Below are 24667 nucleotides of genomic sequence, written 5' to 3' on the forward strand. Positions count from 1 at the left end.
ATTTAATATGGGTTTGCTTTTGAGCAATAGTTATGGTTAACCCAATCTTACAAAATCATTGACCATCGGCTTTCGCAAGGGAGCCTACCTCACGTTGGTGGTGCTGAACTTCATTGGAGTGTTCGGGATGCATATCAGGATCTTTTTCTACATAACGGGCCAATGCCTTGGCAGCTGTTTCGGACATCCGCTCCCGCAGCATCGTGTGGTCAGCGATTCGAACCCGTTTGCCTAGAAAACGCATCTTGGATAAGACATAATCCATCTCATTCCGCGGAACGGTCAGCTCGATTCGATACGTCTGCTCGGCTTCCAGGTACTCGACCTGTTTCTCGAAGCAGGAGAAGGCATAGAGGATTCGGGATAACTCCTGATTGAACTCGGGCAGAACCTCGATGGTGATGGTCGTTTTGCGTTTCTCCGTAATTGCGGCAATTCGAGCAGTGTAACTCGAAGCGGTATTCGGCTCAACCGATTGGGCTTCCACGGTAACGATGCTGTGCAGCTTGGTAGACATGAGTTTGTCGAAGCGAGGCGCGTACCAGAGCACATACCATTCTTTTTTGACCATGGAATACTCCAGTTTATACGGAAAACCAAATTCATCATGGCTTGTGCGTCCATTACGGACGCGGCCTGTCATTCGAAATCCCTGATGATGCAGTATGATTAGCCTTAACTGTCTAAGCAGTGGGTGAGAGACATTGTTTTCTTCGCTTTTGGCTTTTTCGGTCAGGTAATCCTGAAGGTTCAGGTCCTGCTCACCATTTAGCATGTTGTACATTTTATCCAATGTAACAGGGCTCAGCGCTTCTCTCGCAGCAGGGTGATTCAGCATCATGCGAAGCCAGGCCCGTTCCTGTGAGGTCCAGGTGAACAGTCCGGTTTCATTCAGTCGTGTCATCATCTGGTAATTGAACATCTTCTCGAACAGGTTCATAATATTCCGCAATCTCCTTCCATTCCTTGATCATCTCCTGGCGTAGTCTCTGAGGTGCGATTATTTCACAGCTGGAGCCAAAACTCCGTAACCACGGTTTGATCTCGGTGGTACCGTTGACCTGAATTTCATAGAGAAAGGTATGATCCGTTTCGGGTATAATTTTGCCCCATTGACCTTGCAGACGAACCCGATCCAGAATGAAGTTGCGCTGACCACGCTCCGGGTGGAAAAAGCGTGCTTGAACCGTAACAGTATTCCCCGTATCCACGAGCCAACTGTAGCGACTAATGTCGGTCCACTGCTGCTTCAGTTCGAGCATGTATTGCTCTTCTACTGAATCCTGTTCCTCCAGTTGGGTTATGCCTTCCATGCGGAATTTCACAAAGCCGCGCCGGCCCTGATATCCAATGACATACCAACGACCATACTGATGGTCATAGATCACTTCAAGGGGCACGATCCGGTTGGATCGACCATCTGCTTCCCGTTCAAAACGTGGATTCGTATTCTGTGAACTGTAGCTGGATGGTTTTTTCGGTGAAAAGTATAGGAACTGCACACGTTTGCGCTGACGAATCGCACCAAGCAGCGTGTAGAGATGAGCTTCGTCCAGGATACGAGAATAATAGTGATACTTATAGATATAGGGTTCGGTCGCTTCTTCTTGCGGAAAACTTGCCGTAATGGCTTTTTTCAAACTATCCCGCAATAAGTACCCCTGTACGGAAGGAACTTGGGTATTCGCCATCATATCCACAAAATCATACAACTCCAGCTGTTCCTCCACTGTTAATTCGGTAAGGACATCTTGCTGTAAAGCATATCGATATGGCCTGCCACCGGGCTCTTTTCGAATAACCCCAACCTCTTCCAAATACTTCAGGTCGGAGCGAATGGTTTTCTCGTCAGGTAACGCCAGATCTTCCGGCAGATCAGCACAGCAGGCGTCTAGCAGTTCCATCGCGGTCAGGGTTTTATGTTGTAAGGTATGCAAAAGGACAGAAAGCCGCTGAACTTCAGTCTCTTTCATCGATTTGGCGCGGAAGAGAAAGAGCAGCATTGGCTCTGCCGACTCCCCGTATTGGAAGCGGACGAGATCTGCCATTTCCCGGCTTGCTTCGGCACCTGAACGTTGGTCGGCGACGGTCTGCATGATTTCTTTTAACCTGCGATTGGTTTTATCAAAGGTATGTACGGATATGCCAAGCCGCTCGGCATATTGTTTGCGGTTATATGCACCGCTTGTTAGGGATAACATGCGTAAGAACTGAATTTCTTTGTCAAAACTCTCTCTTGCCATGAACATTCACTCCTCGTTATCCCTTCATTGTAGCAGGATGAGTGGCAGGTTTCATTTTAAAGTTATGAAGAGTGACTCAATTTCAGAAACTGTTCGTCGCCATACTTTCGCCATGTTCGCGTGCAGATGTGTGAGGCATAATAAGGTTGTGAAGCGGAGCAGCAACAAGCGCTGCGGATCAAGGTTCCGAGGCGCCAGGGAGGGTTACTTCGACTGTTAATCGACCAGGTCGTTGGTTCGAATCCAATCACCGCCGTACATGGCGGTGTAGCTCAGCGGTAGAGCGGGTATTATACCTTCCCACCTTTTTCCTCGGAACATTTTATTATGAAAGAACAGTAAATAGACTCACACCGGGAGGTCATGTGTGATGAGCAGAGCGAAACAATTATTCAATCAACCTCAGCCAACGACACGTAATCATGGGGGCTATGGAGCCTATGAGCGATTGGTGGAGGAACAATATATACAGATGTTGATGACCAATACATTGAACAATACATTCTATGCAGATACACAGCAACTGATGGACGATGCGATGGTCAGTCATCAGGAGATGGCTGAGGTCGATGCAGGGTTTATGGCGCGAGCGCTGGTCTATGCTCGTAATGAAGGTTTGATGCGGTTACAGCCTCTATACGGGCTGGCACTGCTGTCCAAAGTGGATGTGGATCATTTTGCAAAGGTGTTCTCCAAAGTCGTACAGACACCGGCTGATTTGGCCGATTTTCTGACCATTCTGAGAGGATTGGGTCGGGGGCAGGGCGGCCGAGCGGTGAAGCGTCAGGTGGGTCTCTTTTTGAACGGAATCAGCGAATACTGGGCGATCAAATACAACGGACGCGGGCGTGGATATAGTCTGGGCGATATGATCGCTACAGCACACCCCAAGCCGATAGATCTGAAGCAGCAAGCCTTGTTTCGTTATTTGCGCGGGTATGAGGTGGATCTTACGGAACTTCCGCAGTTGCAGGCGCTGGAAAAGCTGAAAGCTACCCCAAACCCGGCAAGTCGGATGCATCTGATCGAGAAAGGTAAACTCCCGTATTCGGTGGTCACCTCGATCATGCAACCGACACGTACGGTGTGGGAGGCGTTAATGTCGCAGATGCCGACCTTTGCATTGTTGCGTCACCTGAATGCAATGGATCGGGCAGGTGTTTTTGAAAAATCGAAAAATATCGATTATGTTACACGTCGTCTAACGGATGCAGAAGCCCTGCGTAAGTCGCGCATCTTACCTTTCCGATTCGCCAGTGCATATGAAATGATTGCGAGGGAAGAGTTGCGGGATGCTTTGCGGCAAGCGGTGGAGCTATCCATTGGCAACCTGCCAACGCTGCCGGGAAAAACCGCTATTTTCCTGGATCGCTCCGGTTCCATGCAAGGGGATTATTTACGGATTGGTTCGGTGCTGGCACTGGCGCTTTATAAACAAACAAGAGGTAACGCACTGTTCTGGTTATTCGACCATATGGTTGAGGATGCTCGTCCCAAGATGGATGAGAGCATCCTTTCCCAAGCTCACCGTATACGTGCACATGGTGGAACAGACACGGGTCGACCAGTGCGGGAACTTCGGGATATCGGAGAAAAAGTGGATCAGATCATTATGATCACCGATGAACAACAGAATGAAGGCAGCCCGTTATATGTCGAGCTTGAGCGATATCGCCGGATGATGAATCCGGAGCTGAAGGCATTTATTGTTGATATAGCACCTTATCAGCAGGCGATGGTACCGCCACGGGATGGCAAAACCTTTTACATCTACGGTTGGAGTGAAACGGTATTGACGTATATTGCCGAGACTGTGGCAGGATATGATACACTTGCGAACCGGGTGAGAGAGATAGAGATTTAAATTGGGGAATTTGGAGGCGGCTGACCATGACCTACGTTCATGAAGAAATGAAAGATACGATCAGACAACAGCTCAAGCAAATTGAACAGGAGGAGCAGGTACGGATTATCTATGCCTGTGAATCGGGCAGTCGGGCGTGGGGGTTTCCTTCACAGGATAGTGATTATGATGTGCGTTTTCTGTATGTAAGACCGCTGGAGTGGTACTTGTCGATTGAGGATAAGAGGGATGTGATCGAACGTCCCATCAGTGACCAGCTCGATATTAATGGTTGGGATCTGCGCAAGGCGTTGAAGCTGTTTCGCAAATCAAATCCACCACTGTTGGAGTGGTTGCAATCCCCGATTCAGTATGATGAACAGTATAACGTGGCACAGCATATCCGTGCACTGTCGCCTTTGACCTTCTCTCCCAAGTCCTGCATGTATCATTATCTGAATATGGCAAAGGGGAACTTCCGCGATTATTTACAAGGTGAGCGAGTGAGGATTAAAAAGTATTTCTATGTTCTTCGTCCATTGCTCGCTTGTGGCTGGATCGAACGTTATGATGCGATGCCACCGATGGCATTTGAAGAGTTGGTGCAAGAACTTGTACCTGCGACTACACCGCTATTTACGGAGATTCATGAGTTACTACGCCGGAAAAAGGCGGGCGAGGAACTGGATCTGGAGCCGCAGTTGCCAGCAATACAGGCTTTTTTGGCGGAGAAGATCGAGCATTTTGACAGACTGGCGGGACAGATGGAGAATGAGCAGATTATTCAATTTGAAGAATTGGACCGGATTTTTCGATTTGCATTACAAGAGGTGTGGGGCGAACGGGGGTAAGAGGAAGAAAGTTGTGTGCTGGTAACGCTATCGATGGAGTTGAAGTGATTAGACCCGCGTTTGTGAACTGTTATGTGAAAATAAATTATGTTATTAACCTATATTGTATGGGTAATTATGGTATGATACTCTGGCCAAACTAATTGCTGGAGGTTATCCGTATGCGTATCAAAGTAATAAGCAGTTTGCTTGCCATTTTCATGATTTTTGCTACCGTTGCGTCTGCTCACCCGGGAAGAACAGATTCGAGTGGAGGGCACACCTGTCGTACCAACTGTGCAAAATGGGGGCTGAAACAAGGGGAATATCACTATCACAACGGAGGTTCCTCTTCGAGTTCCAAATCTTCATCTTCAAGTTCATCCAGTTCAGGAAGTACCAAGAAAAGTAACAAGTCTTCAACGGCAACCAAAAAGAAAGCTGCTCCTAAACCGGAATATATTACCTCTTCTGTTCAGGTGAAGGTGAATGGTTCCAAGGTTATTTTCACTGAATCACCAATTGTAATGAATAATACAAATCTCGTACCCCTGCGTGAGATGGCCAAAGCGTTGAAAGCCAAAACGTATTGGGACAGTAAGACTCAAACTATTACCGTTACCAAAGACAAGTACAAGCTAATCTTTACTTTGGGCAGTAAAAAGGTGAAGGTGAACGGGAAAGAAGTCACCCTACAGGCAGCACCCAAAGAAATTAAGGGAACAACATACATTCCACTCAGAGTTTTGGTAGAAGGGCTTGGAGCATCCCTCACTTCATCCGGTAATACGCTGACGGTGAAAGTCAAAGAATAAGATTAAGAATTCATAAAGAAGCAGGTTAGGAGTTTATCCGGCCCTGCTTCTTTTTTTTGTATATGGACTTCGTTAAAGCGAAACCTCATCAGGCCATTTTACTTGGCTCTGCAACGTTGGATATGACCAGAATCAGTCGGTATGAGCGACGGCGCGAATCTCAATCAGTTGATGAGGGAAGGCCAGACCTGATGTCCCAACCATCGTGACAGCCGGACGATGAGTACCAATGTACTCTTTATACACGGCAACACATGTCTCAAGATGCTCCTGCGGGTGAACCAAAAAAATCTCCAGTTCAGCAATATTCGACTTGGTCACGTTAAATCCTGCGAGCACGCGATCCAAGTTATCCAGTGTCTGGCGGACTTGTGCCTCAATATCATCGACACCAATAAACGTCCCCTGCATATCATGCGAAAATTGACCTGCAATGTAGATCGTACCGTTAATGCTGTATCCCTGAGCAACGCTGAATGCCTCTTCCCACGGGACCCCGTGGCTATATATTTGAGCTGTAGACATATATTTCTCTCCTTTGGGAATTCAAGATAAGGTTAGTATAAACGGAGAAAAACGACTTGGGCAGTACGCACTTTCATGACAGTGACTATCCATTAGGATAGTGTAAACACGGTGTTTGTGAGCCTAACGACTCATTCCAGAGAATCTTTATATCAGGATATTTAATTTAGGTATAACTAACTTAAGTCCTATATCCTTCCACTAGAATCTGGGTAATAATTATAGTAAGCAAGTGATTAATGGAATCTCATAACGTAACGATAGGGGGTAACCTGTATGGCATCTGTGATTCTGCTGGTGAAACAGACGGAGGACGATGAGAAGGTTATTTATCGATTCGGACCGAATGAGCGAAAGATGGGGCTCATTGAGATGAATAAGATCAAGGAAAGTGTGAGGGAACTGGAACCTGTCCAGGTGGATGGGGTAAGCCCGAGTTTTTTCTTTAATCGAGCTGCGCAGCGACTGGTACGATGTTTATTCAGGGAAGGCGGCAAGTTCCCGGAACGAACGACGTTTGAATCATAGTTTCAGTACCGCAAAAATAAGTCCACAACCCTGCTCATGGGTCATGGACTTATTTTTCATTTCAGAACGTTTTGGCATAAGAGATCAGTGCCGTAATTGTGATGATATTAAGCAACGTTGAGATTAGTACCGTCTGGGCTGCAAAATCTGGTTCGTTATCGTATTCTTCCGCGAGAATGGATGCGTTGACACCCGTCGGCATACCCGAAGCGATAATGAGTGCCTGCGCAGAGATACCTTCCAATCCAAGCAGTAGCACAATTGAAATTCCGATAGCTGGGCCAATCAGAAGACGCAAAAATGTGCTAATATACACATCAAGGCGATACAGTTGAATTGGATATTTTACAATCTGTGCCCCGAGTGTCAGAAGCGCCACGGCAACCATACTTTGCTGCGCATAGGTCAGTGGCATGGACAGGAACGTAGGCAAGGGAACCTTCCACATGTGTAACAGAATCCCCAGCAAGAGTGCATACGGAACGGGCATTTTAAGAAATCCAATAATCACGGCACGGTAATTACCTTTGAGCTTCGCGCCCTGAATGGACAACACGCCATAGGTAAATGTCAGTAATGCCTGCAAAGACATGACCAGTGCCTGAATGGAAGAGGCGAGTGGATCCCCGCGGAATACCAGTGCATTGATGGGCAGTCCATAGTTGCCTGCGTTATCCAGCATAATACTGTTGTTGAAAGCAGCCTTCATGCCTTTATTCATCCGAAGCGAGCGCGCAAATACAGAACCTACAATATAGAGAATCGATACATATATCGCGTAAAAGAGTGTCACGGTCCCAAGCAGTTCGCCCGACATATCCGAGTGGTACATGCTCATAAAGACGGCTGCGGGGGTAATACAATAGAAATTGATTTTGGCGAGGGTGTACAAGTCCAGCTTGAACACCTTTTGCATCCAGGACCCGACGGCGATCAGGAGAAAGACGGGCAGGACGACTTCAAGCATGATGTCTGCAATCATTAGTTCAGCTTCCTTTTTCATGAAAATTTCAATCCGATTTCGAAAATACTTTGCTTATTATATCATTTTATACACACACGAAAGATTTAATTAGCTAAAAAAGATAAGGGGGCTTCCCATCATGATTCCAGATCATCTGGATGTTGGTTTATCGATATTGTTTATTGGTTTCAATCCGAGCATTACGTCTGGAGAGACGGGTCATCATTATGCTTACAAAGGAAACCGGTTCTGGCGCATCCTTGAACGGTCGGGATTAACCCCGCGTTTATATGATGCACAGGAGGATGGAGAGTTGCTGAAGCTGGGATATGGATTCACGAATATTGTGGCCCGGCCCACCAGAGGTATGGAGGATATTACGAAGGAAGAGTACGCAGAAGGACGACAGATTTTACGGCAAAAGCTGGAGGAATACCGACCGGACATCGCTTGTTTTGTCGGAAAAGGTGTATACACCCAGTACAGCAAACGTGCCAAAGTGCAATGGGGATTCCAGGACGACCCGGTCGTCAAGGAAATTCAGGAGTTCGTCGCTCCGTCGTCCAGTGGACTCGTGCGCATGTCGATGGATGAGATTGTGGCGATCTATTCCCAGCTTGCTGATTTTGTTGCGGAGAAGAACAGGGAAGATTAAGAGGCGAGTAAGCAGAGTTCACCCAGTCGGCTTTGCCGATAAGGGCGAATTCTTTTTTTTGGATAAAGTGAGAGGTTTCGGGAACGGCTTCCGTCTATATAGTACAGAACCATGCATGGAAGCTGTAGAGAAGGGGGATTACATGAATCAACAGATACCGGAGGAGGAGCTTATTCAGCGCATTGTTGCAGGGGATAAGCAGTTGTTCTCCGTGCTTGTGGATCGATATAAAAATAAAATCTACGGCATCATGCGCGGAATGGGCGCGAGTCATCCGGATGCACAGGATCTCGCTCAGGATACGTTCATTCGCATCTATCGTTATCTCCCGTCGCGGCGGGAGGGAAGAAGTTTCTCGTCGTGGGTGTACACCATTGCGGTGAATAGGATGCGGGATTTTATACGGGAAAAGAAACCCGTCATGTCTTCGGTCGATCAGGGGATCGAACCTGTCAGTAATGAAACACCTGAAAAGCGTGTGCTGCATAAAGAGATGCAGCGTGAAATATACCGACAGCTCGAACAGTTACCTGAATCGTATCGCCTGGTGTTATTACTGAAGTACACAAACGAGTTGAGCTATGAAGAGATTGCAGACATTACAGGCATGAGTTCAACCAAAGTGCGCAACGCCCTTTATCGCGGAAAAAAAACGCTGAGGAAGCAAATGGAACGCAAAGGAGGTGTAGCCACATATGAAGCCTATTTCAAAGGATGAAGATCGGTTGTGGGAAGAGCATTTGTATCGAGAGGAGCCAGATGCGGATTTTACGCTTAAGGTCATGCAGAAGCTGGATGACGTGTCTATGGAAAATGGAGAAGATGAGTATCCATGGTCGAGAAAGGTGCCCAAAACAAGATGGATATACCGTACGGGGATTGTGGCTGCGGCTATGCTCCTTTTTGGAGGAGGTGCATGGCTGGCTTGGGATCGAACAGGTGCGCCCGAGCAGCCAGTGGTGAGCGCTGTAAATATTCCTCGTTTACCAGATATACCAGTACCTACGGAATTAAGAGAGGCGTTCCTCACTGAAGATTATAAGCGATTGAAGCCACCAGGGCTTGTGGTTAATCCGAACATTCAGATTGAAGATCAGGGATACACATTCGAGATCAAAGATGTGCTTGTCGATCGTTCACAAATTGTGTTTTTAACGGAGCAAACTAGCCCGGATGACATCAGGATACCAGTCGTTACTCCAGAAGCAGGGAAGATTCATATTACAGATGTACATGGTAATTTGGTTGCTGTTCCTGTAGTGAATTCCCAGCCTAGTGGTATAAATTATCGAAAATTCGTATTTCAATTAAATGATGTTATTCCAGATCAGATTGTCGTACGCGGAGAATTAGACTTTTTAAAAATACCTGATTATTATGATGCGGGTACTAACACAACAGTAAAAAATAATACAACAGTAGATTGGAGTTTCGAATTCAACATCGACATGACAAAAGCAAAAGCAATGGCTACTATGACTCCTATGAATAACACGTATACCACGCCGGAGGGGTTAAAGCTAGACATGACGCAACTTGTGAGAACGCCAAACGGAACCCGCCTTGATGTGAATGTCAGTTTGAATGATCAACTGCAGGCAAAAGTGGGTGAGGATTGGAAGGAACAGATGGATATTCTGTATCACATTGAAATTCCTGAAACCAATGAGTATAGAATATTTAACGGAAGCAGGCCTTACACTCGACAGGCGAAGTTCAGGCTCCGTGATCTGAGTGAAGCGAACGAAAATGGTGGTTGGTTGAAACTATCGGAGACGTGGGACCCCGCATTTGTGACGGTGGACGCGAAGAATATTCGCTTTGTATTAGATGGCTACACTTTACCAGTCAAGGAAGAGAAGTCTATCGAAATTGATCTTGAACAACTCCCTCTCAAGACCACAACATTTGAGCAATCGGGTGACAGCGTCGTTTTGAATGGATATAACTTTGATGCAGAAAGAGGGGTTTATATTCCATCGGGTAATGGAACCGATGACCAGCATTCTCTTGTATTGTTAGGAAGTGCAGAGTTCTCCAACGAAATTGTCGGGGACAAATGGGTGGCGGTTGATCGTGAAGGAATCGAATATCCCGTTTCAATTCTAAATTCGTTTAAAGAGATAAATAATGACGAAAAATATGTTACAGGTGATCTTAAATTAATGGTTCATGGCCTCTATCAGAATTCTGCAACCAAGTTCACCTTGAAACGATCGGTTGTTCATCGTGAGTATCGCGATGTGAATTGGGAAGTGGATCTTCCGTCGTACGATAGCCTGCCTTGGCTGAAATAACCAGTAGTACAATTCTCAGACATGAAGTAAATGAAGTTTTGAATGGATGTATAAGGATGGATCAACAGATTTAAGTGTGGATGTATAGACATATAAGCATATAAGCCTAATATACGAAAAGGCCCTGCATAATGGTATGCGGGGCCTCTTTTGTATGTACCAGATTTACGGCGAGGGCAAGTACCTAACGAATTCATCTTCAGAAAAGTACAGTTACCCTCCCCGAATTATGCCGATTCCCTTGGAATCAACGTAGTCGATAACATAACGGTCTCTTTCGGCGTTCCCGGGCGTTCGATCCGGCGTTGTAAAGCTTCAACGGCACGCTGTCCGAGTTCCTCTTTGCACAGGTTAACCGTGGTCAGAGGCGGGGAAGACGTAACGGCAGAGTGTACATTGTCGATACCGATGACAAGACAATCTTTAGGCGTGGAGATGCCCATCTCCTTTAATTTGTGCATCCATTGCAAAGCAATATCATCATTAACACCAATCCAGGCATCGGGACGTTTGTCATCTGGCATGTTTTGAATGGTGGTAGCCAATTGGTTAACCCATTCGCCGTTCTCATACGGAATGTTCCATTCTCTGAAGCTGGTCGTATGACTGGTGTCCACATGGAAATGGTTCAGAGCCAACTCAATCCCGATCTTCCGCTGCGCGAAGCTGGCAGCACGACCATCATCTGTGATGAGGCCGATCCGTTGGCAATTCATAGACATTAGATATCTCGCGACGGTGATACCAGCTTCCAGATTATCATGGCTGATCGTATCACAATTCAGCAGGGGTTCCTGATGATCTACCAAAATAATAGGCCGACCCGTCTGAGAGAGTCGTTGCAGAACCGTATGCGGGAAAGCCCCCATGACAATAATCCCGGCACAACGTTCCCAGTCCAAGTGAGGAGCAATAGCTTTTTCGGGAGAGGTGTTCTCGTCCGTCACTCCGAGTGAGGGGGATACAATGGCATGATGCCAACTACGCTCATTACAGGCGGAGATCATGCCTGACAGAACACGTTGCCAGTAGTGAGGTTCACCGCGGTTGAGCTGATTCATGCATATGAGAACAAACGGGGGATCGGAAGGATCCGCATGGTTTGCGGCAGCAGGACTGTTGGTAGCACCCGGAGTACTTTGGCGATATCCTAAAGCCCGAGCGAGTTCGAGTACCCGTGCGCGTGTCGCTTCACTGACACCCGTCTTGCCACTGAGTGCGCGGGAGACGGCATATTTGGATAATCCGAGCTGGTCAGCCAGCGTCTGAATGGATACTTTACGTGACATATCATTACTCCTTCATTTGACGATCATCTTCTGACACAGTACACTTACAAATAATAATGTTATTATAATTTATCATAACAAAAATAACAATATAAATTGGAGTGCTAGATCCAATCTATATATGTTCAACTAAACATTTACACGATAACGGAGAGGGCAGAAAAAACTGAAAAAGCGAAGCTAAAAGCTTTCGGCAAGAAAGCTGCATCGGAAGCATAAACTTCGCCTTTATCACCGGATTTCCCCTTGAGAAAGGGGATCGAAAAAATCTGGGGATAACAGCGATTGGAAAGTTGTTCTGTCATCGTAGTGCCAGTGTAAAAATTTATTAGCTGAACTTAAATAAACCAATTCAAAGGAGACGACATCCATGGAACAGTTCAGATTACCGAAAATCCCTATGCCGCAACTGGAATTACCGCAAGCTGTGCAGGATATTCTGACTGAGGCGGACGAGCGTTTGCAACATCGACCGAGGTTGCTGGCTCAGTTTCGCAATTGTTTTCCCAATACGCTGGAAACGACCACAAAGCTTCTCGATGATGGAACAACCTTTGTGATTACAGGGGATATTCCGGCGATGTGGTTAAGGGATTCCGTAGAGCAGGTCATGCATTATGTTCCGCTTGCAAAGGATGACGAGAAGTTGCAGCATATTATCGGGGGGCTGATCAAACGCCATACGTTCTACGCTGATATGGACATCTATGCCAATGCGTTCAATGAAACGGCTAATGGTTGGCATTGGGATGCCAATGATGAGACAGAGATGTCACCTTGGGTATGGGAACGGAAGTTTGAGCTGGATTCTCTTTGTTTCTCCATGAAGCTGGCTTATACATATTGGCGGGAGACTGAACTTACGGATATATTCGATGAGCGCTTCAAGAAAGTGATGGAGAATATCGTACAACTATGGGAGACAGAACAGCATCATACAGAACGTTCATCTTACCGGTTCATGCGTCGTAATTGTCCAGCCCATGATACGCTGCGTAATGAAGGATTGGGCATGCCGGTGAATTATACGGGGATGATCTGGTCCGGATTTCGTCCGAGTGATGATGCCTGTGATTTTCATTATAATATTCCGGCGAACATGTTCGCTGCGGTAACCTTGCGCCAGATGGGGGAGATCGCGAAGTGGGTGTTCCGGGATGAGCAGCTGGTGAGTCAAATGGCTCGTTTGGAAGAAGAAATACGACATGGCATTTCCCTGTACGGTACTTACCGTCATCCGGAGTATGGACAGATATATGCCTATGAGACGGACGGTTACGGCAACTTTTGTCTGATGGATGATGCGGGCACACCTGGACTGATGTCCATACCGTATATGGAGTATGCTTCGATTGAAGACAAGGTGTATCAGAACACACGTCGATTTATTCTGAGTAAGGAAAATCCGTTCTATTATGAAGGGAAGGTAGCCAAAGGTATCGGCAGCCCCCATACCCCTCCGGGATACATCTGGCATATGGCGCTATCCATGCAGGGTCTGACCGCAGACAATGACGAGGAAATACTGGCGATGATTGAATTACTGGAGAACACAGATGCGGGTACTGGATATATGCATGAGGGTTTCCACGCCGATGATCCAAACACGTTCACTAGACCATGGTTTGCCTGGTCCAACAGCCTGTTCTCGCAGTTGGTGTACAAGGCAATGAAAAAAGGAATTCTATAAAATGATGAAAGTTCAAAAAAATACTCACTGCTCGCGAAGCAGCCGTTCCGGTTACGAATCGTTCTTTTGATCGCTGTTATCCCCGGATTTCCTGATCGACTTTTGTAAAGTCGAAATCCGGTGATAAGCGTATGCTTCCGATGCAGCTTTCTTTCAGAAAGCTTTTAGGCGAACACTTTGCTTCTTCAGAATCGATTTCGTTCCCTGCACTACTTTTACTATCGAGCGCGACTGTTTTTGAACGACATCATTTTTAGAATAAGAGTAGGTAAAAAAAACAAAAAAGCCCAAACTGCTGAACTTTGCAGTTTGGGCTTTATTTCTACTGAAAAACACAGGCGCTTTGCTATGTGTTTTTCAGTAGATCGGCGATGAACACTTTCTGTCCTGTGCGGGCGCTTTCCAGGGAAGCGAGGACCATGGCCATGCTGAACTGGTTATCGTTGCAATCGGTCTCAGGCAGTCGGCCGGATTCCAGTGCGGCGAACATGTCTTCGAGACAGCCGTGATGACCTGTTTTGTCCATGACAGGCAGTTCCGCTTCAATCCGCTCACTTGGCTGGAAAAAGGATGGTTTGCCGTCAGCATCCAGGCTTTGCGCAGTAACTACTTCAGCATAGATGTCATCATGACCATCCCAGATGGCGGTTCCTTTTTCACCGATTACGCGCCAGCTTGCTTCCCATGATGTGGGTACACCTTCTGCGCACCAGGACCCGCGATAGTTGAATACGGACCCGTCAGACATCTCAAATATACATAACGCCATCGCATTGCCCTGATACCAGGACCCTGGAGGATTGAACTCATGGCAGTACACCGATACTGGGTTGGCTCCGAGAATATAACGTGCCTGATCAAACGTATGTATCGCCATATCGAGCAGCAGCGGACTATCCATCAGATCCCGGAATCCGCCGAAGTGTGGCCCGAGGAAAAAGTCGGCTCCTGCGTAACCTACCTGTCCTATAGCTCCGCCGGAAATGAGGTGCTGGTAGGCGCGGATACGCGGATCGAACCGGCGGTTCTGCATGACGGCTTGAATGTGTCCTGTGCTGCGAGCGGTTTGCACAATATCTGTGCAGTCTGAGAAGGACTCTGCCAGTGGTTTTTCGCCAAATACATGACATCCTTCCTTCAGCGCCGTCATGGCAATGCCGTAATGACTCGCCGGAATTGTGACATCAAATACGATAGTTGCACCAGTCGTTTGAATGGCTTCACGGATATCGGTGAACGTAGGGCAGGTTAGGCCATGTCTTGTAGCAAAAGCAAGGGCTGTCTGTTCATACAGATCGACCAGTCCGACGATTTCTGTATCTGGCCTTTGCAAGGCATAATCCGCCCACGTGTTTGCCATGGCACCGCAGCCAGCGATGATTACCCGATAAGGATGATTCATGTTCTCATCTCCTTCGCATGGATTGTGTTCTACAGCTCGCATGGTTTCCTATACCGGATTGGGCACAAAATCGCCACCGCGGCATTGTTTCAAATATCGCAATGCATGCACCTGTCCGGTCATCTCGAGTTCGTCTTTGTAGACGGGATCATGCCAGCCTTCAATATCAATCGTGCCCTGATAACCGTTCTGACGCAGAATGGTGATAATGTCAGCCCAGTTGTTATCTCCGAAGCCGGGTGTGCGGTGCCAGACAAATTCACGTGGGCCATGCACGCCGTATTCCTTGACAATATCCCAGGCAATCGTGGCATCTTTGCCATGTACGTGGAAGACTTTATGAGCCCATTTGCGTAGCTGTGGAATAGGATCGATCAGGCTGGACATTTGATGGCAAGGCTCCCACTCGAGGCCTACATTTTCATCCGGAACAGCATCAAACATCATCTCCCAGGCCGTTGGGTTATGGGCAATGTTCCAGTCGCCTGTCTGCCAGGTGCCGCCCATATCACAGTTTTCAAAAGCAATGCGTACACCCCGATCTGCTGCCCGGCGTGCCAGTTCACCAAATACTTCCTTGAACCGGGGGATGGACTCGTTAATGGGTTGATCGGTCAATCGTCCGGTGAACCCGGAGACGATATCTGCACCAAAGAGCTGTGCGTGATCAATCACCCGCTCCCAGCTTGCCAGTGTATCGGCGTTGTCTCCGGCTCCGGTGAGCGGATTACCAAATACACTCACCGCGGAGATGACACTACCTTGTTCGTCCACGATTTCACGGACACGTTTGGCTGTCTCTGCCAGATCCAGATCGCCAGTTGTTTGCCAGAAGGTCAGGTTAAATGATTCGAAGCCATGTTGCATGATCTGCGGGATAACGCGGACGGCGTCCTGCCCGCCTACAAGGGTACCGATGCGTAATGATTTATTCATGGTTGTATTTCACTCCAATATTGGCTTATAGTACTTCGTGACACACTCATTATAGCCGTGGATTAACGGGATGGCTCTAAACAATCTTGTGTAATAATAGTCGGATCTTGTGAAGAGGGGGAAGAAGTCGTGCTGGATCTGAAAGCGCTTCACGAAAATACCCGAATTGACCATAAATCACATCCATTTCAGCTGTTCCGAAATCGGTGTTCAGATATGAAAGCTGAAGAATGTATTCTGTATTTGCATTGGCATGAACATTTCGAACTGATTATTATGCGCAAGGGCAGTGCGCTTTTTCATATTGATAGCAAACCTTATGTGGTTCGAGCAGGTGAGGTCATCATCATTCCTGGAGGTACATTGCATGTCGGATATGCTCTGGCTGCGGGGGATGTGCATTATGATTCCGTTGTAGTTAACCGTGCACTGTTCCATGATTTCACTCATGATCCTGTGCATGAGCAATATGTCGCGCCGTACTTAGAAGGAAGAGTGAGATTTCCGGTCAAACCGGCAGAGGAAAATACAGCCTGCACAGGCTATTATTCTTTGCTGAATGAAGCTGTGGAGGAAATGGCGTTACAGCCCCCGGCTTATCAGCTCGTGGTGAAATCCAAGCTGCATGCCTTGTTCACCCTGCTTGCGCGAACCTTTATGCCGCAGCAGCTACCGGATAGATCGGTCGGATCGTATTTTCCCAACCGCGAACGTTTCAAACAGTTGATTGCACAGATTGAAGCGGACCCCACAAGTAAGATGTCTGTTACGGAAGCGGCAAGTCATGTGGGATTGAATGCGTATCACTTCTGCAAAATGTTCAAAAAGCTGACCGGACGTACTTTTGTTGAATACGTGAACGGTTGCAGGATGAGTGAGGCAGAGCAGCTGCTGCAAGGCAGTAGTCTGACCATTACAGAGATCGCCGCCAGAGTTGGCTGCGACAATGCCAACTATTTTACGAAGTTATATAAACAGTACAAGGGAGTAACTCCTTCTGGGGGGCGAATGAAGAAGCAAGTCTGAGTCACAAAAGTCCGCTGCTCATCGTCATGTATGCATTAAGCGGAGGGGATTGATGTACATGACAGAGCATCATAATGAGCCAGTATGGGATATTATCATCATTGGAGCAGGCATTGCCGGTTTGACCGCCTCGATTTATCTGGCCCGTGCAGGAAAGACTGTACTGTTGCTCGACAAAGGGGTACAGCTCGGAGGACGCGCTATCTCAAATGAGATTGCGGGAGCACGCGTGAACTTGGGGGCTCATGCTCTCAGTAAAGCAGCGTTGCCCATTCTCCATGAGGTAGGCGTCACACCTATCGGATCAGTACCGAAACCGCCAGATACATTGGTGTTTGAAGGAACAAACGGCGGGAATAAGACAATTTCCCTAGCACAGCTCTTGCTCGGATCGTATTTGAAATGGAGAGAGAAGTGCCAGCTTCTTCGGTTCTACAGTTCTCTCCGAAAGGTAGATACATCCGTTTTGCATAACGTTAGTTTGCAGACTTACCTGGAAACTCTGGTATCCAGTCCACGTGTACGTAGTGTCGTATTTGCGCTTGTTCGTTTGAGCACCTATTGCGATGCTCCTGATCAGGTAAGTGCTGGCGCCGTCATTGAACAACTCAAACAGAACCAAGTATTGTATATAGATGGAGGTTGGCAATTCCTCGTTAGTCGGCTCACAGAACAAGCTCAGCAGGCGGGTGTATCCATCCGCACAAGCTCGGTCGTACGAGAAATTGCCGGAAGTTATCCTCAGATGATGGTTTCCTTAAAAGATGGTTCACAGTTGACGACTCGCCACGTCTTATCAACGGCTGGCCCATTGGATACTTTAGCTCTGCTTAATCCTGCTCTTTCACCCATTGAAGCCAAACTGTATCACAAGTTAACTCCTGTTCGAGCCGCATGTCTGGATCTCGTCGTGTCCGGGATGCCTCAACCGAAAACAAAATTTGTTTTAGGCGTAAATCATCCTTGGTACTACTCCAACCATTCCGCCGCGGCCTCCTTATCAGAGAACCCTGTACATGAAGTTGTGCATGTGATGAAGTATTTGTCGGAATCATCAAAATCGGATCCAAGGCAGGATGAAGACGAACTAAAGGGCTTTCTCGATTTGATTCAGCCGGGGTGGCGCGAGCATATCATTAAGCAGCGGTTTCTTCCACGAATGCTTGTCTCACATGGCAGTGTCACAGCTGAGAACGGAGGTCTCTCGGGTAGACCTGGATCTGAGATCACAGGAAGACCGGGGCTCTATGTTGCTGGCGATTGGGTAGGGGATGAAGGGATGCTGATTAATGCCTCTCTGGCGAGCGCAAAACGGGCTGCTCAAATGATAATAGAAGGTAGAGGAATAGATAAGGAAGGAATACATTATGGAGATTGAATTGGTATACAGGACATATAGACCCCTTCTTCTTTCTATCGCATATCGTATGCTGGGATCTGTCATTCATGCTGAGGATGTGGTTCAGGACGCATTTGTAACAGTACAGCAGCAGGGTATTCATAAAGAGAGTAGCTCTGTTCGGAACCTGAAAGCATACTTATGCAAAATGGTAACTAACCGTTGTCTCGATTACTTGAAATCAACACGTAAAAAAAGGGAACTATACGTCGGGACATGGCTACCGGAACCTCTGGTGCAAAATTATAAGGCTGCTCGAGAATCAGTATCAGCCGTGGAACATGATCCACTTCAAACGATTGAACTGGAAGATACGATTTCGTACGCCTTCCTGGTCATGCTTGATCGGCTAACCCCAATTGAGCGCGCGGTATTTATTCTGCGAGAAGCTTTTGAATTTGATTATGGCGATATAGCAGACTTCTTGAACAAGACGGAGGTCGGCTGCCGGAAAATATACAGTCGTCTTAAACGTAAAATCCAGGACGAGCCGGAAGTCGAGTTGACTCCCAGCGTTCAGTCCGAGCAGCTTGCGCTTCGTTTCCTCCAAGCCACGTCGAGTGGAGACATGGGAGGACTCTTAAAAATGCTTTCCCACGATGTCGCCTTGTACAGTGATGGTGGTGGTAAAGTTGTGGCAGCAATTAAACCCGTTACATCAAGCCAGCGGGTGCTGGCGTTCATTCAAGGGCTCTTATCCAAAGGGGACAGCGCTGGTATTGTACGTCTGGTCAAGGTCAATGGACAACTAGGATTTGTATTAAGCAGCCCCTCTGAGGCATTCCCGACTGTGGTCAGCCTAGCTTTTAGAAACGATTGTGTTGAGCGGATCTATATCTTGCGTAACCCGGATAAGCTGCAACATCTGAATTTAGGTTAAAGTGAAGTGAATTTGGATACTCATTTCATAAATCTGGAGAACAGACGATTGGCTTTCTTGGCGAGGTCGTCCATTTTGACGTTGGCATGATCGAACTGATTGTATCCCCATTTGATCGTTTGCAGCATGCGTGGAGATATGGGCGTTCCTTTGATCCGTGGATAGATGTTGTGATAAGCCCAAACCAGATGCTCCCAGCGATTGTCATTGCCGTCCTGAATATACTCGGATACGTCAATCACTTTCCCGCGTCCGTTCTGGAGAATTACATTTTTTAGGTGAATGTCGCGAGGGTTCAACCCGCGGCTGCGAACGGCTTCTCGAGCTGCGTCCACATCGAGCATCACCTGCTCGGGGACAGCGATTCCTTTTTCCAAACATTCCAGCAAGGTATCTCCGGGTTCAAAACTGATCACGAGTACATTCCGGCCGCTGCCATAATAGGTAGGGAAGTATGTCAGGCCTTTGAGCTGCTCGTATACCTGTTTTTCATTTTCGAGTTTGTCCAAGGCATGATCCGAGTACATCTTGAAGGCATACTGCGGCAAGCCGTCATACGTAAATACAGCCGCATCCGTACCTGTGCCAATGCAATTTAATCCTTCTACATCGCCGATGATGTTCACGAGCTCATTCCGGTCGCTTCCGATGACTTGGATCTGTTGTAATGCTTCTTCCGCCTGGAACCAATCCGGTCGATTCATGGGTGGTGCCTCCTTTTAGGATATGCCTGTACAATTTTTTTTCATATAATCATTTTCTAACGAACCGAGTAAGTCTTATTTCACGTAAATCGGCAGATCTGAAAATGTAACGAATCAGAGACAAGCTATTGGCTCATTTGCTCGCAGTAAACATGTTCTCCAACCGAAATAAGACTAATTAGCGTGTCTGGGGTTCGTTAGATTCCGTAAAACCTCGTGATCCACGTGATAAGGTGTGTGTGATTCGTTAGCGCCGGGCCCGCACTGGACCCAGGCTAGATCCGAACTAGCCTCCCGGTCCCAGATTCGCTGCCCTCTATAGAGTATATTATGCGTTCTGCTCTGCAATTTCATCTTTTGGTGATGTTACTATATAAACGATACGGATCGAATCGGAAACGGTTGCGTCAGAAGAAAATAACGGAAGCGCGCTTGCGACAAGATTGCCCGGGCTTTATACTTTGAGCATTAAGGGATCTCATGCAGATCCGGCATACAGAAAGGCAGATTACTTATGGCACAATACCCGCAGTGGTCTTATTCGCAGTCGCGGGCGAGTATGTTCGATGAGTGCCTGCGCAAATATTATTATCATTATTACGGTGCCCATAACGGTTGGAAGACAGACTCTGCTGATGAGATGCAGGTTCGTCTGTACCGTCTGAAGCAGCTCAGCAATCTGTATCTTGTCTTCGGGGATCTCGCGCATCGGATGTGTGAGTCGGCGGTACGCAGCAGAGAAGAGGGCAAAGATAAACCGCGTGAACACTTTCTGGAACAGACGATACGCAAGCTGCTGAATCAGGCGTATGTGGAATCCATGGACGCGGATCAGTGGCGGTTGAACCCCAAGAATCGCACGATGCTGTCGGAGATTTATTACGGGGATGATACGTTAAATGACCGGATCGCCACGATTAAGGAACGGGCTTCGGCCTGTGTCGGTAACCTGTACCAGACGCTTACGTGGGAGGACTTGTCCCGAGCAAGTACGGACATTCTGGAGATCGAGAAATGGGACACCATGATGCTGCACGATACACGCGTGTATGTGAAGATGGACTTATTGTATCGGCGCAGTAACGGCAATATTGTCATTGTGGACTGGAAGACGGGCAAGGAAGATGACTTCTCCGATCAGCTAATGCTGTACGCATCTTATGTGAGAGAGCATTACCGGGTTCCCTTGGAGCAGATTGAGCTGCGAGTGGAGTACCTGTTAACCGGGAAACACCGAGAGTTTACAGCGACAGAAGAGGATATCTGGAAGGTGGAGGAGAACGTGGGTCGTTACATTGAGGAGATGCGATCCTGTGTGGAGGATGAATATTATAACCGTCCCAAGGACGTCACCTACTTCACAGCGATGCCTTCCCACCGGTCCTGCCGGGATTGCAACTTCCGCGAAGTGTGCAGTGAGCGAGCAGTCTGAAGCGCCCAAACCGTAGGAAACTAAAGGCCTTATACCAACTAATGAGTGATTTCATATGTGAAAAAATCAAGAAGCGCAAGCCGGGAACATCATCTGCCCGACTTGCGCTTCTATTGCGTTCCACAGGCCTGGCGCCGAGGTGGAACGATCATATCAAGATTACTGGACAGCGGCGGTATTCTCCAGCGCCTGACCCGCAGGAACATAAGCATGCCCGAGATCCCGGGCAACCGCCTCATACGTGATGTGTCCATTCAGCGCATTGACCGCGCTGCGAATGGACGAACTGCCGCGAATCGCGGCGGCTGCACCATGGTTGGCCAGCTGCAGCGCATAAGGCATGGTGGCGTTGGTTAGCGCCACCGTGGACGTACGCGGCACGGCGCCCGGCATGTTCGCCACCGCGTAATGCACGACGCCATGTTTCACATAGGTCGGTTCATCGTGGGTTGTGATATGATCAATGGTCTCAACGATCCCGCCCTGATCAATCGCGACATCCACAATGACCGAACCCGGTGCCATCGTCTTAACCACTTGCTCGCTGACAAGCGTTGGCGCCTTGGCGCCCGGAATCAGCACCGCACAGATCAACAGATCTGCCGCCGCAACAGCTGTTGCAATGTTGGACGGGCTGGATACCAACGTGTGGATCTGATTGCCGAAGATATCATCCAACTGGCGCAGACGATTCAGATTCAGGTCAAGGATGGTCACATCGGCGCCAAGACCAATAGCAATTTTGGCTGCATTTGTTCCCACCGTTCCACCCCCAATAATGACCACTTTCCCCCGACTGACGCCGGGTACACCGGACAACAGAATGCCCTTGCCACCTTCCGTTTTCTCCAATAACTGTGCCCCGATCTGGGAGGCCATGCGGCCTGCAACTTCACTCATAGGGGTGAGCAGGGGGAGGGCACTGTTGACCTCCAACGTCTCATACGCAATAGCCGTTACCCGACTTTTAATAAGCGCTTTGGCAAGCTCCGGTTCCGCTGCGAGGTGCAGGTATGTGAACAGGATCAGTCCCGGACGAAAATATCCATATTCACTGGCAAGTGGTTCTTTCACCTTGATGATCATATCGGCTTCGGTCCACACGGACTTGGCATCCATCCGAATCTCGGCGCCCGCAGTTTGATATTCATGATCCGTGAATCCACTGCCGATCCCCGCGCCTTGTTCAATCAGTACCTGGTGACCGGCTCTGATGAAATCAGCAGCCCCGGCCGGAGTCATTGCTACACGATTCTCATTATTCTTGATTTCTTTGGGAATTCCGATTCTCATCACCATGCACCTCGTCCATTTATTGGTTGTTAGCTTATACTACAAGTTTATGACTTGATTATTCGTTTTGCACCTTACTTGATGTCTAATCTTTAGGAATTTAACTCAACATATTGTCGAAAAAGACTGTTCAGGACATTTGTCCATGGATTATAATGTAAGAAAAAATAACACGAAGAGGGATCGCCATTGCGAAATGACCGTGTGTTTACGATTAAAGATATCCTTGCACGTCCGGTATTTGGCCGAGCACGACTAGCGGCAGGGAAGGATGGAGTGAACCGTCAGGTTGGCTGGGTTCATGTATTGGAGATTACCAATGTATCTCCATTCGTAAGCCCCCATGATCTTATTTTATCCACTGGACTGTGGCTTCAATCGGAAGAAGGGCGCGAAGAGTATCTGCTTCAGCTCATTGGCAGTGAGGCAGCGGGGTTATGTGTGGAGTTTGGTACCAGCATATACGGAATCCCGGAAGAACTGATTGAACTGGCGGACAGACACCAGTTTCCGCTGATCGTATTTGAGCAACCGGTCCGTTTTGTCGAGATCACACAGGATATTCACTCTCTGCTCATTAATCATCAACACCAACTGCTGAAAAGTCTCGAAGCATACTCCCGTCAGCTTCAGCAACGAACTTTACAGAGTACGGATATGTCTGCTGTGCTGAACCTGCTGCATGAGTACGCTGCCAAACCGGTGGTGTACATTTCGTCCATGGAGCCGGGCAGTTTTGTGCCCGAACTTCTTCCGGAGATGGAACAGGCCATCTATACCTGGTATGAGCATGAGGTAGAACATCTGGATTTGAATGATTCAGATACCGAATTATGGTTCCACATGGACGAAGAGAAGGCTCTGCTCTGTCATCCGGTCGTCTGTTTTGGCCAAGTATTTTCGGCTGTAGGCATGATTGTGCATCCCGCGGCTCCAGTGGAATATCTCAAGCTGTTGCTGGATTATACGGCGAAGGCGGCGGCAGCGCTCACGCTTCGTTCCCAGTTTCTTGAGGAGAAGATGGTCCGCAATCAGAATGAACTGATCCAGGATCTGATGAATGGCAACATCCATCAGGAGGAACAGGCTCAGACCCGAATGGGGCTTCGTTTGTTGGTGAAGGGACAGTACTGGTTTGCAGGAGGAGTCATCGAGATTGAGCATCGATTGAAGGGTACAGGCCGGGAGCGAATGGAAGCGAATCATCAGGATGTTCTTGTCCTGCTGCGTTCCCTGCTCAAGAAGAACAATCTGCCTAGCCTGATTATGCTGAAGAACAACCAGGTATATCTGTGCTGTGCGAAGGAAGCGGTAACGGCTGCTGCACGTCATCAACTGCTGCGATTGCTGGAAGGGATTGCCCAGGACGTGAAACGGTTTGCCAGTCGTAACTTGAAACAGGTTATGATTCATGTGGGGTTTGGCAAGTTACGCAGCCGTTTGACCAGCTTGCCGGAGAGCCTTCAGGAGGCCTATCAGGTGATCGAAGTTTCGAGATCGGTAGATTCGATGGAACATGTTCACTTTTACGAACGTATGGGTATATATCAAATGTTAAAGGCGTTACCCCACTCCTTCCTGCAACCCTTTGTCCAGGATCACTTGGGTATGTTGATTGCACATGACCAAACGCATCACCTGCGATTGGTAGAGACGTTGGATGCTTATCTGCAGAACTTTGGTTCCAAACGGGATGCGGCCGCCCAGTTATTTATTCATCGGCAAACGTTGTACAACAGACTGGAGAAGCTGGAAGAACTGATGGGTCCAGGTTACATGGATCAAGGGAGAAGAATCTGTCTGGAGATGGCGCTGCTCGCGCACGCGATGATTGAGAATGGACAGTGGCAATCCTCTTGATGAGGCGAAAGGGATGCAACACAGACTGTGCATCGATCTTACACTACCTTGAGCAC

Annotated in this window: 22 protein-coding genes; 13 read left to right on the forward strand and 9 right to left on the reverse strand. The window is 47.9% G+C overall.

The window, feature by feature from the left end; genetic code table 11:
* Window positions 1-55: 55 nt before the first annotated feature.
* The gene (locus BS614_RS09495) at window positions 56-940 is read right to left on the reverse strand and encodes a WYL domain-containing protein (protein ID WP_074093794.1); all 885 of its coding nucleotides are present in this window, start codon (window positions 938-940) and stop codon (window positions 56-58) included.
* Complete coding sequence (locus BS614_RS09500) at window positions 888-2243, reverse strand: helix-turn-helix transcriptional regulator (protein WP_074093795.1); 1356 nt, start codon at window positions 2241-2243, stop codon at window positions 888-890. Before BS614_RS09500 ends, BS614_RS09495 begins: the two co-directional genes overlap by 53 nt.
* A 370-nt stretch (window positions 2244-2613) precedes the next feature.
* Here BS614_RS09500 and BS614_RS09505 point away from each other — a divergent pair, with 370 nt between their 5' ends.
* The 3 genes from BS614_RS09505 (at window position 2614) to BS614_RS09515 (ending at window position 5731) form a co-directional block, all read left to right on the forward strand.
* Window positions 2614-4107: a TROVE domain-containing protein gene (locus tag BS614_RS09505; RefSeq protein WP_074093796.1), complete on the forward strand. Its 1494-nt coding sequence runs from the start codon at window positions 2614-2616 to the stop codon at window positions 4105-4107.
* A 26-nt stretch (window positions 4108-4133) separates the two neighbouring features.
* Window positions 4134-4937 carry a nucleotidyltransferase domain-containing protein gene (locus tag BS614_RS09510; protein WP_074093797.1) on the forward strand — a complete coding sequence of 268 codons (804 nt, stop codon included), beginning with the start codon at window positions 4134-4136 and terminating at the stop codon, window positions 4935-4937.
* A gap of 161 nt (window positions 4938-5098) precedes the next feature.
* The gene (locus BS614_RS09515; RefSeq protein WP_074093798.1) at window positions 5099-5731 is read left to right on the forward strand and encodes a copper amine oxidase N-terminal domain-containing protein; all 633 of its coding nucleotides are present in this window, start codon (window positions 5099-5101) and stop codon (window positions 5729-5731) included.
* Between the two features lie 132 nt (window positions 5732-5863).
* Here BS614_RS09515 and BS614_RS09520 read toward each other — a convergent pair whose 3' ends face one another.
* Window positions 5864-6256: a RidA family protein gene (locus tag BS614_RS09520; protein ID WP_074093799.1), complete on the reverse strand. Its 393-nt coding sequence runs from the start codon at window positions 6254-6256 to the stop codon at window positions 5864-5866.
* A gap of 276 nt (window positions 6257-6532) precedes the next feature.
* Between BS614_RS09520 and BS614_RS09525 the strand changes: the two genes are divergently transcribed.
* Window positions 6533-6784, forward strand: coding sequence for an RNA-binding protein (locus tag BS614_RS09525; RefSeq protein WP_047841868.1), 252 nt, complete (start codon window positions 6533-6535; stop codon window positions 6782-6784).
* Between the two features lie 61 nt (window positions 6785-6845).
* Here BS614_RS09525 and BS614_RS09530 read toward each other — a convergent pair whose 3' ends face one another.
* Window positions 6846-7766 (reverse strand): AEC family transporter, encoded by a 921-nt coding sequence (locus BS614_RS09530; RefSeq protein WP_074093800.1) that lies wholly within the window; start codon window positions 7764-7766, stop codon window positions 6846-6848.
* A 121-nt stretch (window positions 7767-7887) separates the two neighbouring features.
* On the opposite strand from BS614_RS09530, the gene BS614_RS09535 reads away from it, so the two are divergent.
* The 3 genes from BS614_RS09535 to BS614_RS09545 all read left to right on the forward strand — a co-directional run bounded on the left by BS614_RS09535 (window position 7888) and on the right by BS614_RS09545 (window position 10700).
* Window positions 7888-8403 carry a mismatch-specific DNA-glycosylase gene (locus BS614_RS09535; RefSeq protein ID WP_074093801.1) on the forward strand — a complete coding sequence of 172 codons (516 nt, stop codon included), beginning with the start codon at window positions 7888-7890 and terminating at the stop codon, window positions 8401-8403.
* Between the two features lie 142 nt (window positions 8404-8545).
* Complete coding sequence (locus tag BS614_RS09540) at window positions 8546-9121, forward strand: RNA polymerase sigma factor (protein ID WP_074093802.1); 576 nt, start codon at window positions 8546-8548, stop codon at window positions 9119-9121.
* Complete coding sequence (locus BS614_RS09545; protein ID WP_074093803.1) at window positions 9099-10700, forward strand: DUF4179 domain-containing protein; 1602 nt, start codon at window positions 9099-9101, stop codon at window positions 10698-10700. Before BS614_RS09540 ends, BS614_RS09545 begins: the two co-directional genes overlap by 23 nt.
* 227 nt (window positions 10701-10927) lie before the next feature.
* On the opposite strand, the gene BS614_RS09550 is transcribed toward BS614_RS09545, so the two are convergent.
* Window positions 10928-11989: a LacI family DNA-binding transcriptional regulator gene (locus BS614_RS09550; RefSeq protein ID WP_074093804.1), complete on the reverse strand. Its 1062-nt coding sequence runs from the start codon at window positions 11987-11989 to the stop codon at window positions 10928-10930.
* Between the two features lie 370 nt (window positions 11990-12359).
* Here BS614_RS09550 and BS614_RS09555 point away from each other — a divergent pair, with 370 nt between their 5' ends.
* Complete coding sequence (locus tag BS614_RS09555; RefSeq protein ID WP_074093805.1) at window positions 12360-13679, forward strand: glycoside hydrolase family 125 protein; 1320 nt, start codon at window positions 12360-12362, stop codon at window positions 13677-13679.
* A 346-nt stretch (window positions 13680-14025) separates the two neighbouring features.
* Here the strand turns inward: BS614_RS09555 and BS614_RS09560 are convergent, their stop codons facing one another.
* Both BS614_RS09560 and BS614_RS09565 read right to left on the reverse strand, forming a co-directional pair.
* Window positions 14026-15081, reverse strand: coding sequence for a Gfo/Idh/MocA family protein (locus tag BS614_RS09560; protein ID WP_074093806.1), 1056 nt, complete (start codon window positions 15079-15081; stop codon window positions 14026-14028).
* Window positions 15082-15129: 48 nt separating this feature from the next.
* The gene (locus BS614_RS09565) at window positions 15130-16017 is read right to left on the reverse strand and encodes a sugar phosphate isomerase/epimerase family protein (RefSeq protein WP_074093807.1); all 888 of its coding nucleotides are present in this window, start codon (window positions 16015-16017) and stop codon (window positions 15130-15132) included.
* A gap of 129 nt (window positions 16018-16146) precedes the next feature.
* On the opposite strand from BS614_RS09565, the gene BS614_RS09570 reads away from it, so the two are divergent.
* From BS614_RS09570 to sigJ, 3 genes are read left to right on the forward strand one after another with little or no spacing between them, the layout of a single operon-like run.
* A complete protein-coding gene (locus BS614_RS09570) occupies window positions 16147-17043 on the forward strand; it encodes a helix-turn-helix transcriptional regulator (protein ID WP_074093808.1) in 897 nt (298 codons plus the stop codon).
* Window positions 17044-17101: 58 nt separating this feature from the next.
* Window positions 17102-18421 carry a phytoene desaturase family protein gene (locus BS614_RS09575; protein WP_074096768.1) on the forward strand — a complete coding sequence of 440 codons (1320 nt, stop codon included), beginning with the start codon at window positions 17102-17104 and terminating at the stop codon, window positions 18419-18421.
* Window positions 18411-19322 (forward strand): RNA polymerase sigma factor SigJ, encoded by a 912-nt coding sequence (gene sigJ / locus BS614_RS09580; protein ID WP_036672403.1) that lies wholly within the window; start codon window positions 18411-18413, stop codon window positions 19320-19322. The genes BS614_RS09575 and sigJ overlap by 11 nt, the downstream gene beginning before the upstream one ends.
* Window positions 19323-19342: 20 nt before the next feature.
* Here the strand turns inward: sigJ and BS614_RS09585 are convergent, their stop codons facing one another.
* Entirely contained in the window at window positions 19343-20026 is a 684-nt protein-coding gene (locus BS614_RS09585; protein ID WP_074093809.1) for a serine/threonine protein kinase, read from the reverse strand.
* 514 nt (window positions 20027-20540) lie between these two features.
* On the opposite strand from BS614_RS09585, the gene BS614_RS09590 reads away from it, so the two are divergent.
* Window positions 20541-21458 carry a PD-(D/E)XK nuclease family protein gene (locus tag BS614_RS09590; RefSeq protein WP_074093810.1) on the forward strand — a complete coding sequence of 306 codons (918 nt, stop codon included), beginning with the start codon at window positions 20541-20543 and terminating at the stop codon, window positions 21456-21458.
* A 159-nt stretch (window positions 21459-21617) separates the two neighbouring features.
* On the opposite strand, the gene ald is transcribed toward BS614_RS09590, so the two are convergent.
* Entirely contained in the window at window positions 21618-22751 is a 1134-nt protein-coding gene (gene ald / locus BS614_RS09595) for an alanine dehydrogenase (protein WP_074093811.1), read from the reverse strand.
* Window positions 22752-22940: 189 nt separating this feature from the next.
* Between ald and BS614_RS09600 the strand changes: the two genes are divergently transcribed.
* The gene (locus BS614_RS09600; protein WP_074093812.1) at window positions 22941-24611 is read left to right on the forward strand and encodes a PucR family transcriptional regulator; all 1671 of its coding nucleotides are present in this window, start codon (window positions 22941-22943) and stop codon (window positions 24609-24611) included.
* The last annotated feature ends 56 nt before the right edge of the window (window positions 24612-24667 follow it).

The sequence above is a fragment of the Paenibacillus xylanexedens genome (genome assembly GCF_001908275.1).
Taxonomy (GTDB): Bacteria; Bacillota; Bacilli; order Paenibacillales; family Paenibacillaceae; genus Paenibacillus; species Paenibacillus xylanexedens_A.